This window comes from Geodermatophilus sp. SYSU D00684 (assembly GCF_054050455.1).
In genome coordinates, this window is sequence record NZ_JBJGZI010000030.1 from 1 (window position 1) to 12,920 (window position 12,920).

Here is a 12,920-nt window from a genome sequence, read left to right on the forward strand (position 1 = left end):
GGGGGGGGCGGGGGGGGGGCCCGGCGCCGGGCCGCCCCCCCCCCCCCCCCCCGCCCCCCCCCCCCCCCCCCCCCCCCCCCCCCCCCCGGGCCGCCGCTGGCCGTCCTCGCGCTCACCGTCGGCACGCTGGTCGCCGACGTGCTCACCGGTTCGTCGCTGGAGCTCGACGGGCTGCTCGGCTACGACGCGATCGTCGCCGGGCGGTTCACCGGCTACGGCAACCTCACCTCCGGCCTGCTGTCGGGAGCCGCGCTGGTCGGCACCGCCGTCGTCGCCACCGCCGCCGGCCGCCGCGCCGGCGCCGGGCGGGACGACCGCGGGCGGCGGGCCCGGCGGGTCACCGGCGCCGTCGTCCTGGGCGCCGGGCTGGTCACCGTGGCGCTGGTCGGCGCGCCGGGGCTGGGCCGCGACTTCGGCGGCGTGCTCGCGGTGCTGCCCGGCTTCCTGCTGCTGGCCATGCTGCTCACCGGCGTGCGGGTGACCGTGGTGCGGCTGGCCGCGGTGCTCGGCGCCGGGGTGGTCGCCGTCGGCACGCTCGCGTTCCTGGACTGGCTGCGACCGGCCGCCGAGCGCAGCCACCTCGGCCGGTTCGTCGAGCAGCTGCTCACCGGCGAGGCGTGGACGGTGGTCAGCCGCAAGGCGTCGGCCAACGTCGACATCCTGCTGGGCAGCGCGCTGGCGTGGATGCTGCCGGTGGCGCTGGTGGCCGCCGTCTGGCTGGTGCGCGGCCGCCGGCCGGCGCTGCTGCGCGGCCCCGGCCTGCTCCGCGACGGCGGCTCGGGCCTGCGCCCGGCCGACGCCGCCGTGCTGCGCGCCGGGCTGGTCGCCGCGGCGCTGAGCCTCGCGCTGGGCGCCGCCGTCAACGACTCCGGCGTCGCGCTGCCCGCGACCGCCGCCGCGCTGCTCGTGCCGCTGCTGGTGACGCTGGCCACGACCGCGCCGGGCCGGCGGGGCGTGCCCGCCGGTGACCGGGGCGAGGACCCGGATCGTGTTACGGTGGGTTCCCGTGGGTCGACCTGGAATGCGTGATCGCGGGCTCCTCCACAACTCCCAGCCGACGAAGTTCGTCTTCGTCACCGGTGGAGTTGTCTCCTCTCTCGGCAAGGGCCTGACGGCCAGTTCCCTCGGCGCTCTGCTGTCCGCCCGCGGCCTGCGGGTGACCATGCAGAAGCTGGACCCGTACCTCAACGTGGACCCGGGGACGATGAACCCGTTCCAGCACGGCGAGGTCTTCGTCACCGAGGACGGCGCGGAGACCGACCTCGACGTCGGTCACTACGAGCGCTTCCTCGACACCGACCTCGGCCGGCGCTCGAACGTCACCACCGGGCAGGTCTACTCCGACGTGATCGCCAAGGAGCGGCGCGGCGAGTACCTGGGTGACACCGTGCAGGTCATCCCGCACATCACCAACGAGATCAAGTCCCGCATCCTCGCCGCGGCCGAGTCCGGCACCGACGACGACCAGGGCGTCGACGTCGTCATCACCGAGATCGGCGGCACGGTCGGCGACATCGAGTCGCTGCCCTTCCTCGAGGCCGCCCGGCAGGTGCGCCACGAGATCGGCCGGGACAACTGCTTCTTCCTGCACATCTCGCTGGTGCCCTACATCGCGCCGTCGGGCGAGCTCAAGACCAAGCCGACGCAGCACTCGGTGGCCGCGCTGCGCAACATCGGCATCCAGCCCGACGCGCTGGTCTGCCGCGCCGACCGCGAGATCGGCACCGGCCTCAAGCGCAAGATCAGCCTGATGTGCGACGTCGACGCCGAGGGCGTCATCTCCTGCCCCGACGCGCCGTCGATCTACGACATCCCCAAGGTGCTGCACCGCGAGGGCCTGGACGCCTACGTCGTCCGCCGGCTGGGCCTGCCCTTCCGCGACGTCGACTGGACCGTGTGGGGCGACCTGCTCGAGCGGGTGCACCGCCCGAAGCAGACGGTGACGATCGCGCTGGTCGGCAAGTACGTCGACCTGCCCGACGCCTACCTGTCGGTCAGCGAGGCGCTGCGCGCGGGCGGGTTCGCCCACCGCGCCCGGGTGCAGATCCGCTGGGTGCCCTCCGACGACTGCCAGACCCCCGAGGGGGCGGCGGCCGCGCTGTCCGACGTCGACGGGGTGTGCGTCCCCGGCGGGTTCGGCGTCCGCGGCATCGAGGGCAAGCTCGGCGCGATCCGCTACACCCGGACCAACGGCATCCCGACCCTGGGGCTGTGCCTGGGCCTGCAGTGCATGGTCATCGAGTACGCCCGCAACGTGGCCGGGCTCGAGCAGGCCAACTCCGCCGAGTTCGACCCCGACACCCCCGACGCCGTCATCGCCACCATGGCCAGCCAGGTCGACGTCATCGCCGGCGAGCGCGGGCTGGGCGGCACCATGCGGCTGGGCAGCTACCCGGCGCACCTGCTCAAGGGCTCGCAGGCCGCGGCGGCCTACGGCTCGACCGAGATCACCGAGCGGCACCGGCACCGCTACGAGGTGGCCAACGCCTACCGCGACCGGCTCTCCGACGCCGGCCTGGTGTTCAGCGGCACCTCGCCCGACGGCCTGCTCGTCGAGTTCGCCGAGCTGCCGCGCGAGGTGCACCCGTTCTTCGTCGGCACGCAGGCCCACCCGGAGCTCAAGAGCCGGCCCACCCGCCCGCACCCGCTGTTCGCGGCCTTCGTCGACGCGGCCATCGACCGCGCCGAGTCGGCCCGGCTGCCGGTGCCCGTGGAGGCCGAGGCGGAGAAGGTCGGGATCTGAGGTGACCGAGCCGGCCGCCGACGGCGACTACCGCGTCCTCGGCAGCGAGACGGTCTACGAGGGCCGGGTCATCACGCTGGTCAAGGACACCGTCGCCATGCCCGGCGGCGGCGACGGCGTGCGCGAGGTGGTCCGCCATCCGGGCGCGGTCGCCGTCGTCGCGCTGGGCGACGACGGGCAGGTCGTGCTGCTCCGGCAGTACCGGCACCCGGTCGGCGGCTACCTGTGGGAGCTGCCCGCCGGCCTGCGCGACGCCGACGGCGAGCCGCCGCTGGAGACGGCGAAGCGGGAGCTGGCCGAGGAGGTGCGGATGGCCGCCGAGCGGTGGTCGCTGCTCACCACCAGCTTCAGCACCCCGGGCTTCTGCGACGAGCTGGTGCTGGTCTACCTCGCCGAGGGCCTGTCCGACGTCGACCGGCCCGAGGGCTTCACCGTGGAGCACGAGGAGCTGGACATGACCGTCGAGCGGGTGCCGCTGGACGAGGCGGTGCAGCGGGTGTTCGACGGGCGGATCCGCAACGCCGCCGCCGTCATCGGTCTGCTCGCCGCCGCCCAGCACCGCGCCGCGGGCCCGCGGCTGCGCCCCGTCGACGCCACGTAGCGGCGCCGGCTTCCGTCGAGATCACGCGATCTCGGCGGGTTGGCCGGCGTGTCGCCGACGAGATCACGCGATCTCGACGAGCGGCGTCAGCCGATGACGACGGGGCTGGACCAGCCGACCTGCTGGTACTCGGTGACCTGCGTGCCGGCGTCGAGGACGAGCTCCTCGAGCCAGAAGACGTAGGGGACGCCGCTGGTCAGCCCGCCGATGCTCGCGGTCACCTCGCCGCAGTCCCCGCGCTGCCCGACGGTCACCTGCGGCGGCGCCGGCTGGGGACCGCTCACCAGCTGCTGGCTGACCGCCGTCACCCGGTAGCCCTGCACGGACTCCCGGCCGTCGGCCTGCCAGCTCACCGTCGCCGACCCCACCCCGGGGACGACGCCCGGCGGCACCTGGCGCAGGCTGCCGTACCCGCCGCACTGCGCGGGCGGCGGCGTGGTCCGCAGCGGCTCGCCGTGCGGGACCAGCGGGCTCGGCACCTCGACGTGCAGCCGGCGCGGGACCGGAAGCGCGAGCACCGGGGCGTCGACCACCGGCTCCGGCGCGTCCGCCACGGTCCGGGGCACGTCCGCGACGCGCGCGGGCTCCGGGCCGTCGGCGGTGCCCGCGTTGCGGAACGGCGCCCAGGACGCGGTCACCTGCGCGGCGAGGTCCGTGGCCGGCGCCGACAGCACGACCAGCCCCACCGCCGCCACGGCGGCCACCCGCCCGGCGACCCCGCCGGCCGACGGGCTCCGCCGCCGTCTCGCTCGTCCCACGGACACCTCCCGGCTCGGGAGGGGACATCGGCACCGGCGGTCGCGGACTCAACCCGAGAGCGGCGGCGCGGACGACGGGGCGCCGGGCCCGGGCGCCGACGTGGCACCGGACCCTGGCGCGGACGACGTCGGCCCGGAGCCGACGGCGTCCGGCGCGGGCAGCCGCAGCCCCAGCCGCCCGGCCTCCAGCGCGGCCAGCGCCCGCACCGCGGCGGGGTCGCCGGCCCGCCAGGCCGCGCCGGTCCCCGGCGGCAGCGCGGCCAGCCGGGGGAGCGGGGCGGTGGCGACGGCGCGGGCGGCGAGCAGGTGCAGGTCCGGGTGAGGGCCGGCGGCCAGCCGCTGCACCGCCGTCGCCTCCTGCACCCAGCGCAGCCGCCACGGCAGCCAGCGCAGCAGCAGCCAGCCCACCGGCAGCGCCACCAGGACGACGGCGAGGACGAGCGCGAGCGTGCCGACGGCGTCCTGCGCCGCCTGGCCGGCGCCGCGCACGGAGCCCGCGGCGTCGCCGAGCGCGTCGAACGGCGAGGACAGCTCGTCCCCGACGACCGGCACGTCCTGCGCGGCGTCCGCGGCCGAGCCCATGCTGTCGGCGACCGACGTCCCGAGGTCCTCCACCGCCCGGCCGGGGGCGGCCAGCGCCAGCACCGCCCCGTGCACCGCGCGCGCCACCAGCACCCACAGCACGGCCCAGGCCAGCAGTCCGGCGTCGGCCCCCACCTGGCGCAGGCGGTGGTCGGGTCGGGCGGCGTACAGGCGCATCAGCGGGTCCTCCCGGGGGTCAGGCGGCGCGGTCCGGCCCCCGCCATCGTCGGCGCTGCGCGCGGTCCCGGCAGCGCGGGGGCGGCCAGGCTCTAGGGTCCGGAGTGAGCTCCCTCACCCGGGAGCGGACGACAGGCGCGGGCCGACGACCTCGGCCCGGTCGACATCCAGGAGTGGTCATGCGCGTCGGGGTGCCCCGCGAGGTCAAGAACAGGGAGTACCGGGTGGCGTTGACCCCGGCCGGGGTCACGGAGCTGACCCGGGCCGGGCACACGGTGCTCGTCGAGCAGGGCGCGGGGGAGGGCAGCTCCATCCCCGACGCCGACTACACCGCCGCCGGCGCGCGGATCGTCGCGAGCGCCGACGACGTCTGGGCCGACGCCGACCTGCTGCTCAAGGTCAAGGAGCCGGTCGAGGAGGAGTACGGGCGGCTGCGCGCCGGGCAGACGCTGTTCACCTACCTCCACCTGGCCGCCTCGCGGGCGTGCACCGAGGCGCTGGTCGCCTCCGGCACCACCGCGATCGCCTACGAGACGGTGCAGACGGCCGGCGGGGCGCTGCCGCTGCTCGCGCCGATGAGCGAGGTCGCCGGGCGGATGGCGCCGCAGGTCGGCGCGCACAGCCTCGAGCGCGCGCACGGCGGCCGCGGCGTCCTGCTCGGCGGGGTGTCGGGCGTCTACGCGGCCAAGGTCGTCGTCATCGGCGCCGGGGTGTCGGGCATGAACGCCGCGACCATCGCCCTGGGCATGCAGGCCGAGGTCGTCGTCCTCGACCGCGACGTCGACAAGCTGCGCGCGGCCGACCGCGTCTACCGCGGCCATCTGCAGACGGTGACCTCCAACGCCTACGAGGTCGAGCGGGCCGTCCTCGACGCCGACCTGGTGATCGGCGCGGTGCTGGTGCCCGGCGCCAAGGCGCCCACGCTGGTGAGCAACGAGCTGGTCAGCCGGATGAAGCCGGGGTCGGTGCTCGTCGACATCGCCGTGGACCAGGGCGGGTGCTTCGAGGACTCCCGTCCCACGACACACGACGACCCGACCTTCCGGGTGCACGAGTCGGTGTTCTACTGCGTGGCGAACATGCCCGGCGCCGTCCCGAACACCTCCACGCACGCGCTGACCAACGTGACGCTGCCCTACGTCATGGCCCTGGCCGAGCAGGGGACGCGGGCGGCCGTCGCCGCGGACCCGGCGCTCGCGCACGGCGTCAACGTCGTCGCCGGGCAGGTGACGCTGTCCGAGGTCGCCGAGGCGCACGGGATGACCGCCGTGCCCCGGGAGGAGGTCCTGTCCTGACCGCGACGCTGGGTGCCGGTCCCGACGTGGAGCGGGTGGTCGGCGGCTACCTCGACCACCTCGCCGTCGAGCGCGGGCTGGCCGCCAACACCATCGCCTCCTACCGGCGGGACCTGCGCCGGTACGCGCGGTTCCTCGCCGACGCCGGGGTGCGGGGCCTGGGGGAGGTCGCGGAGAGCGACGTCTCCGGCTTCCTCGCGGCGCTGCGGGCCGGCGACGACGAGCACCCGCCGCTGTCGGCCACCTCGGCCGCGCGCGCCGTCGTCGCCGTCCGCGGGCTGCACCGCTTCGCGCTGCTGGACGGGCTGGTGCCCGGCGACGTCGCCGCGGAGGTGCGCCCGCCCGCGCCGGCGCGGCGGCTGCCCAAGGCGATCCCGGTCGAGGCGGTGGTGGCGCTGATCGAGGCGGCCGGGTCGGTGGAGGGCCCGCGCGGGCTGCGGGACCGGGCGCTGCTCGAGGTGCTCTACGGCACCGGCGCGCGGATCTCCGAGGCGGTCGGCCTCGCCGTCGACGACCTCGACCGCGGCCAGGCCGTGGTGCGGCTGGCCGGCAAGGGCGGCAAGGAGCGGATCGTCCCGGTGGGCAGCTTCGCGCTGCGCGCCGTCGAGGAGTACCTGGTGCGCGCCCGCCCGGCGCTGGCCATGGCGGGGGCGAGGGCCGGGCGGGGCGGCGTCCGGGGCGGGCGGCTGTTCCTCAACGCCCGCGGCGGGCCGCTGTCGCGGCAGAGCGCCTGGGCGATCCTGCGGTCGGCGGCCGAGCGGGCCGGGCTGGACCTCGACCACGTCTCGCCGCACACGCTGCGGCACTCGTTCGCCACCCACCTGCTCGACGGCGGCGCCGACGTCCGCGTGGTGCAGGAGCTGCTCGGCCACGCGTCGGTGACGACGACCCAGGTCTACACGCTGGTCACCGTCGACAAGCTGCGCGAGGTGTACGCCAGCAGCCACCCGAGGGCCCTGTCCTGACGAGGACGGGGCGGCCCGTCTGGCAGGTCCTGCCCACGGCTACCCGCCGGTACGCCGGAACCTGGGCGACTTCCGCCAGCAACCGGCGTGTTGCGTGGATCGTTCGAGGTGATCTCCCTACCGTCGCAGAGGACCCGAGCGGACCGGGCCGGCCGAGACCGCGGCCGGCTCCGCCGGGGAGCACGGAGGAGTGGCGACTCATGGCGATCCGAGGGGACGTGGCCGGGCAGGCTCTCGCACTCCCGGCCGACGGCGGGGAGATGGGTGCGGCCGCCTCGAAGCTGGACCCCGCCCGCGCGCGGCAGCGCAAGCTGCCCGAGCCGCCGCCGCTGACGCAGCACGGCCCGGCGCAGGTCATCGCGATGTGCAACCAGAAGGGCGGCGTCGGCAAGACGACGTCGACGATCAACCTGGGCGCCGCGCTGGTCGAGTACGGCCGCAAGGTGCTGCTGGTCGACCTGGACCCGCAGGGCGCGCTGTCGGTCGGCCTGGGCGTGCCCTCCCAGCAGCTGGACCGCACGATCTACAACGCGCTCATGGAGCCGCGGACCACGCTGGCCGACGTCCGCGTGCCCACCGACGTGCCCGGCCTGGACCTGGTGCCGAGCAACATCGACCTGTCCGCCGCCGAGGTGCAGCTGGTCAGCGAGGTCGCCCGCGAGCAGACGCTCATGCGCAAGCTGGCCGACGTCCGCGACGAGTACGACTACATCCTCATCGACTGCCAGCCCTCGCTGGGCCTGCTCACGGTCAACGCCCTGACCGCGGCGCACGGCGTGGTCATCCCGCTGGAGTGCGAGTTCTTCTCGCTGCGCGGCGTGGCGCTGCTGGTCGACACGATCGACAAGGTGCGCGAGCGGCTCAACCCGGAGCTGGAGATCTCCGGGATCCTCGCCACGATGTACGACACCCGGACCGTGCACTGCCGGGAGGTGTTCAGCCGGGTGGTCGAGGCCTTCGGCGACACCGTGTTCCAGACGGTCATCCAGCGCACCGTGCGCTTCCCGGAGACGACCGTCGCCGGCCAGCCGATCACCACCTGGGCGCCGACCTCCTCGGGTGCGGCCGCCTACCGCGACCTGGCCAAGGAGGTCATCGCCCTGTGACGCGTCGCCCCGTCCTCCCCGGCGCGGCCGAGCTGTTCCGCCGCACCGACGTGCCGCAGGCGGAGGTCACCGAGCTGCCGAGCGTGAGCTCGGCGGTCAGCTCCCCGGCGCTGCGGGGCGCCCGCCGCGCGGCGGAGCCGGCCCCCGCCGAGGAGGCGCCCGCCCCGCTCACGCTGGTCCCCGGCGGCGCGACGGCCGACGCGCTGGCCGCCTTCCGCGCGCCGGCCTCCGCCCCGGCCCCCGGCGCCCGCACCCGCGGCAAGCCCGCCCGGGCCTCGGGCAACGGCCGGACCAAGCACGACGAGAAGATCACCGTCTACCTCTCCGCCGAGGAGCTGCTGGGCCTGGAGAGCGCCCGGCTCACGCTGCGCGCCCAGCACGGCGTGGCCGCCGACCGCGGCCGCATCGTGCGCGAGGCCATCGCGGTGCTGCTCGCCGACCTCGAGGAGCAGGGCGAGGACTCGGTGCTCGTGCGCCGGCTCCGGGGCTGAACGTCGTCCGGGGCGCATACGCTTGCTCCCCGTGAGCGGTGAGGTGCAGGCGGTGGCGGAGCGCCCGGCGGAGCCGGCGCGCTTCACCGTCCGGCTCACCAACTTCGAGGGCCCGTTCGACCTGCTGCTGCAGCTGATCGGCAAGCACCAGCTCGACGTCACCGAGATCGCCCTGTCGGTGGTCACCGACGAGTTCATCGCCCACCTGCGGGCGCTCGGCGACGAGCTCGACCTCGACCAGGCCAGCGAGTTCCTCGTCGTCGCGTCCACCCTGCTCGACCTCAAGGCCGCGCGGCTGCTGCCCGCCGCCGAGATCGAGGACGAGGAGGACCTCGAGCTGCTCGAGGCCCGCGACCTGCTGTTCGCCCGGCTGCTGCAGTACCGCGCCTACAAGCAGGCCGCCGCGTTCCTCCGCGAGCGCGAGACCGGTGCCGCCGGCCGGTACCCCCGCGAGGCGCCGCTGGAGCCGCGGTTCGCCGAGCTGCTGCCCGAGGTGCTGCTCGGTGTCAGCCCCGAGCGGTTCGCCGCGCTGGCGGCGAAGGCGCTCACGCCCAAGGAGCCGCCCACCGTCGGCGTCTCCCACCTGCACGCGCCGCCGGTGAGCGTGGCCGAGCAGCTGCTCGCCGTCCGCACCGCGCTCATCGGCGCCGGGACGCTCACCTTCCGCGCGCTGACCGCCGGGTGCTCCTCGACCCTGGAGGTCGTGGCCCGCTTCCTCGCGCTGCTCGAGCTGTACCGGCAGCAGCGGGTCACCTTCACCCAGCTGACGCCGCTGGGGGAGCTGCACGTGCGGTGGACCGGCCCGGTGCCCTCCGGTCCCGCCGGGGAGGACCCCGCCGCCGACGACCCCGCCGACGACCCCGCCGACGACGTCGCGACCGAGGACCTGCCGTGAGCGGCCGGCCGGAGGAGCAGGAGGAGGCCGTGCGCGGCCCGATCTCGTGGGAGACCCTCGCCGCCGAGCTCGAGGCCACCCGCGAGCAGGAGACCGGCCGTCCCGACGCCGCCGACCCGGCGGTGTGGGACGCCGTCGCCGCGGAGCTCGCCGCCCGCGTCGCCGAGCGGCCGGCACCGGGGCACGACGACGTCCCGCCGGTCCCCGAGGAGCCGCTCGTCCTCCCGGGGATGCCCGAGCCCGCGCCGCCGCCGGCACCCGAGCCGGAGCCGGAGGTGGCGCTCGACCCGGCGGAGCTGCGCGGCGGGCTGGAGGCGCTGCTGTTCGTCGCCGACGGGCCGGTCGACGAGGCGACGCTGGCCGGCGCGCTGCGCTGCCCGGTCGCCCGGGTGCGGACCGCGCTGGCCGACCTCGCCGCCGACCACGACGCGCGCCGGTCCGGCATCACGCTGCGCCGGGTGGGGGAGGGCTGGCGGTTCTACACCCGCGAGGAGTTCGCGCCCGTCGTCGAGCGGCACCTCGCGGAGGGGCAGCGGACCCGGCTGACCCAGGCGGCGCTGGAGACCCTCGCCGTCATCGCCTACCGGCAGCCGGTGACCCGCGCGCGGGTGTCGGCGATCCGCGGGGTCGGCGTCGACGGCGTCATGCGCACCCTGCTCGCCCGCGGCCTGGTCGCCGAGGTCGGCACCGACCCCGACAGCGGCGGCGGCCTCTACGGCACGACGCCGCTGTTCCTCGAGCGGCTCGGGCTCACCGGCCTCGACGAGCTCCCGCCGCTGGCGCCGCTGCTGCCCGACCCCACCGCGCTGGCCCGCGAGGAGGACCCGGACCGGTGACCGCCCACAGCACCCCGCGCGCCGCCGCGCCCGCCCTCGCCGTGCTCGCCCTCGGCGCGCTGGCCGCGGCCGGCTGCTCGTCGGAGGAGGCGCAGCGGCAGGAGGCGTTCTGCGCGGAGGTCCCCGCCCTGCTGGAGGAGATCACCGCCGACGTCGACGCCGTCGCCTCCGACCCCCGGTCGGCGCCGCGGGTGGTCGAGGAGGCCGTCGGCCGGCTGGAGGCCGTCGAGCCGCCGGAGGCGGTGGCCGCGGACTGGGGCGACCTGGTCACCTCCTGGCGGGCGCTGTCGGACCTGCTCGGCGAGGCCGACCTCACCGACCCCTCGGCGAACGCCGACCTGGCGCCGCGGCTGCAGCAGCTCCAGCAGGACCTCACCTCCTCCGGCGAGGCCGTGGACGCCTACGGCCGGGAGGCCTGCTGACCCTCCGCCCGCGCCGCCCGGCTCCCGCCGCGAGGGTGGGAGACTGGGCGGCGACATGGACACCGCACCGCACAGCGACGAGTACACCGACCCGGACGAGACCCCCGGCACCCCCGGCGGGGAGGGCTGGTCGGAGGACATGGAGCTCGCCCCGGCCCACCCCGGCGACCGCGAGGCCTCCGGCGCGCCGGAGGAGCGCGAGGGGGAGCGGCTGCAGAAGGTGCTCGCCCGGGCCGGCGTCGGCTCCCGCCGCGTCTGCGAGGAGATGATCGACCGCGGCCGGATCAGCGTGAACGGCAGCGTCGTCACCGTGCAGGGCATGCGGGTCGACCCGCGCACCGACAAGATCGCCGTCGACGGGCGGCGGATCGAGCTGCGCGACGACCGGGTCACCTACGCGCTGAACAAGCCGCCGGGCGTCATCACCGCGATGAGTGACGACCGCGACCGGCCCACCGTCGGCGACATGGTCGGCGACCTCGCGCCCGGGCTGGTGCACGTCGGCCGGCTCGACCAGGACACCGAGGGCCTGCTGCTGGTCACCAACGACGGCGAGCTGGCGCACCGGCTGGCGCACCCCTCCTACGAGGTGAAGAAGACCTACCTGGCGCAGGTGTCCGGGTCGATCCCGCGCGACCTGCACCGCCGGCTGCGCGCCGGGATCGAGCTCGAGGACGGCCCGGTGAAGGTGGACTCCTTCCGGGTCGTGGACACCCACGCCGGCCAGTCGGTCGTCGAGGTCGTGCTGCACGAGGGCCGCAAGCACATCGTCCGGCGGCTGCTGGCCGCGGTGGACCTGCCGGTGTCCCGGCTGACCCGCACCGCGATCGGCCCGGTGTCGCTGCAGCGGATGCGCAGCGGCTCGATCCGCCGGCTCACCCGCCAGGAGGTCGGCGCGCTGGAGGAGGCCGTCGGCCTGTAGCCACCTCCGCCCGCGCGCCTCCGCCCGTGATCATCGGCGTCCGGCGGCCCCGGGCGGCGTGCCGGGCGGCCACCCGCCGATGATCACGGCGGGAGGCCCGGTGTCCACAGGCCGGCGCCCGTCCACGCCCGCCCGCCGGGCGGCCGGCGCAGGGCGGTCCGCCGGCAGCGTGGCGGCGTGTCCCTGCCACCGGCGTACACCGCCGCCTCCGCCCGTGCCGCCGGACTCACCCGCGCCCGCCTGCGCGGTCCCGGGTTCGTGCGGCTGGCCCACGACCTCGTCGTCCGCCTGGACGACGCCATCGACGGACGGGAACGTCTCGCGCTGCTCGCCGGCCTGCTCCCCGACGACGCCGCCTTCAGCCACCGCACCGCCGCGGCGCTCCTCGGCGCGCACGTCGACCTGCCGGCGCGGGCCCACGTCGCCCTGACCCCGCGCCGGGTGCTCCCGCAGCGCGCCGAGTTCGTCGTCCACACCCGGCGGCTCGCCGCGGAGGACGTCGTCGTGCACCGCGGACTGCGGACGACGTCGGGACCGCAGACCTGGCTGGACCTCGCCGAGCACCTGCCGCCCCACGAGCTGGTCGCGGTGGGCGACGCACTGGCACGTGCGGGCCACCTGACCCCGGCAGCGCTCGCCCGGCGCCTGGAGCGCGCCCGCCGGGTCCGTGGCGTCGTCCGTGCCCGGCGGTGCGCACCCCTGCTGACGCCGGCCTCGATGTCCCGGCCGGAGAGCCTGCTGCGGTACTGGCTGCTGAGCAGCGAGCTGCCCGACCCCCAGCCGCAGCTCGCGGTCCGGGACAGCCGGGGACGGGTGGTCGCGCACGGCGACCTCGGCTACGAGCGGTGGCGTCTGCTGATCGAGTACGAGGGTCGCCATCACGCCGAGCCCGGGCAGTTCGGCAGGGACGTCGACCGCTACTCGCTGATGGCCGCCGACGGCTGGCTGGTGCTGCGGTTCGCGGCGCGCCACGTGGAGTCGCCGGCCGTGGTCGTCGAGCGCACGCGCCGGGCGCTGGTCAGCCGCGGCTGGCGTCCCGGCGTGACCCCCTCGGCGTGATCATCGGCATCCGGCGGCCCCGGGCGGCGTGCCGGGCCGCCACCCGCCGATGATCACGGCCGAGGACG

At 76.4% G+C, this 12,920-nt stretch carries 14 protein-coding genes; 12 read left to right on the top strand and 2 right to left on the bottom strand.

The annotated features are described in order from the left end of the window. The first annotated feature begins 138 nt into the window (after positions 1–138). From ACI79L_RS19510 to ACI79L_RS19520, 3 genes are read left to right on the top strand one after another with little or no spacing between them, the layout of a single operon-like run. Complete coding sequence (locus ACI79L_RS19510; protein ID WP_456938372.1) at positions 139–1,029, top strand: hypothetical protein; 891 nt, start codon at positions 139–141, stop codon at positions 1,027–1,029. Further along, complete coding sequence (locus ACI79L_RS19515; protein WP_456938373.1) at positions 1,007–2,743, top strand: CTP synthase; 1,737 nt, start codon at positions 1,007–1,009, stop codon at positions 2,741–2,743. The genes ACI79L_RS19510 and ACI79L_RS19515 overlap by 23 nt, the downstream gene beginning before the upstream one ends. A gap of 1 nt (position 2,744) precedes the next feature. Then, the gene (locus tag ACI79L_RS19520) at positions 2,745–3,344 is read left to right on the top strand and encodes an NUDIX domain-containing protein (protein ID WP_456938374.1); all 600 of its coding nucleotides are present in this window, start codon (positions 2,745–2,747) and stop codon (positions 3,342–3,344) included. An 86-nt stretch (positions 3,345–3,430) separates the two neighbouring features. Here the strand turns inward: ACI79L_RS19520 and ACI79L_RS19525 are convergent, their stop codons facing one another. Further along, positions 3,431–4,102, bottom strand: a complete 672-nt coding sequence (locus tag ACI79L_RS19525) for a hypothetical protein (RefSeq protein WP_456938375.1) — start codon at positions 4,100–4,102, stop codon at positions 3,431–3,433. A gap of 48 nt (positions 4,103–4,150) precedes the next feature. Then, positions 4,151–4,861 carry a hypothetical protein gene (locus ACI79L_RS19530; RefSeq protein WP_456938376.1) on the bottom strand — a complete coding sequence of 237 codons (711 nt, stop codon included), beginning with the start codon at positions 4,859–4,861 and terminating at the stop codon, positions 4,151–4,153. Between the two features lie 179 nt (positions 4,862–5,040). On the opposite strand from ACI79L_RS19530, the gene ald reads away from it, so the two are divergent. From ald to ACI79L_RS19575, 9 genes are all read left to right on the top strand, one after another. After that, on the top strand, positions 5,041–6,156 hold the full coding sequence (ald, locus tag ACI79L_RS19535) for an alanine dehydrogenase (protein WP_456938377.1): 1,116 nt from the start codon (positions 5,041–5,043) through the stop codon (positions 6,154–6,156). Positions 6,157–6,182: 26 nt separating this feature from the next. Further along, on the top strand, positions 6,183–7,121 hold the full coding sequence (locus ACI79L_RS19540) for a site-specific tyrosine recombinase XerD (RefSeq protein WP_456938378.1): 939 nt from the start codon (positions 6,183–6,185) through the stop codon (positions 7,119–7,121). 200 nt (positions 7,122–7,321) lie between these two features. Further along, complete coding sequence (locus ACI79L_RS19545) at positions 7,322–8,227, top strand: ParA family protein (protein ID WP_456938379.1); 906 nt, start codon at positions 7,322–7,324, stop codon at positions 8,225–8,227. Continuing rightward, entirely contained in the window at positions 8,224–8,718 is a 495-nt protein-coding gene (locus tag ACI79L_RS19550) for a hypothetical protein (RefSeq protein WP_456938380.1), read from the top strand. The genes ACI79L_RS19545 and ACI79L_RS19550 overlap by 4 nt, the downstream gene beginning before the upstream one ends. 31 nt (positions 8,719–8,749) lie before the next feature. Continuing rightward, positions 8,750–9,613, top strand: a complete 864-nt coding sequence (locus ACI79L_RS19555) for a segregation and condensation protein A (protein ID WP_456938381.1) — start codon at positions 8,750–8,752, stop codon at positions 9,611–9,613. Beyond that, positions 9,610–10,449 carry an SMC-Scp complex subunit ScpB gene (gene scpB / locus ACI79L_RS19560; protein WP_456938382.1) on the top strand — a complete coding sequence of 280 codons (840 nt, stop codon included), beginning with the start codon at positions 9,610–9,612 and terminating at the stop codon, positions 10,447–10,449. The genes ACI79L_RS19555 and scpB overlap by 4 nt, the downstream gene beginning before the upstream one ends. Further along, entirely contained in the window at positions 10,446–10,871 is a 426-nt protein-coding gene (locus ACI79L_RS19565; protein ID WP_456938383.1) for a hypothetical protein, read from the top strand. Before scpB ends, ACI79L_RS19565 begins: the two co-directional genes overlap by 4 nt. 55 nt (positions 10,872–10,926) lie before the next feature. Beyond that, the gene (locus ACI79L_RS19570) at positions 10,927–11,793 is read left to right on the top strand and encodes a pseudouridine synthase (RefSeq protein ID WP_456938384.1); all 867 of its coding nucleotides are present in this window, start codon (positions 10,927–10,929) and stop codon (positions 11,791–11,793) included. Positions 11,794–11,970: 177 nt separating this feature from the next. Beyond that, a complete protein-coding gene (locus tag ACI79L_RS19575; protein ID WP_456938385.1) occupies positions 11,971–12,852 on the top strand; it encodes an endonuclease domain-containing protein in 882 nt (293 codons plus the stop codon). Positions 12,853–12,920 lie beyond the last annotated feature (68 nt).

Excerpts from the sequence above, each read along its gene's own strand:
- ACI79L_RS19530 (WP_456938376.1), bottom strand. The coding sequence starts at position 4,861 with ATGCGCCTGTACGCCGCCCGACCCGACCACCGCCTGCGCCAGGTGGGG.
- ACI79L_RS19545 (WP_456938379.1), top strand. The coding sequence starts at position 7,322 with ATGGCGATCCGAGGGGACGTGGCCGGGCAGGCTCTCGCACTCCCGGCC.
- ald (WP_456938377.1), top strand. The coding sequence starts at position 5,041 with ATGCGCGTCGGGGTGCCCCGCGAGGTCAAGAACAGGGAGTACCGGGTG.
- ACI79L_RS19570 (WP_456938384.1), top strand. The coding sequence starts at position 10,927 with ATGGACACCGCACCGCACAGCGACGAGTACACCGACCCGGACGAGACC.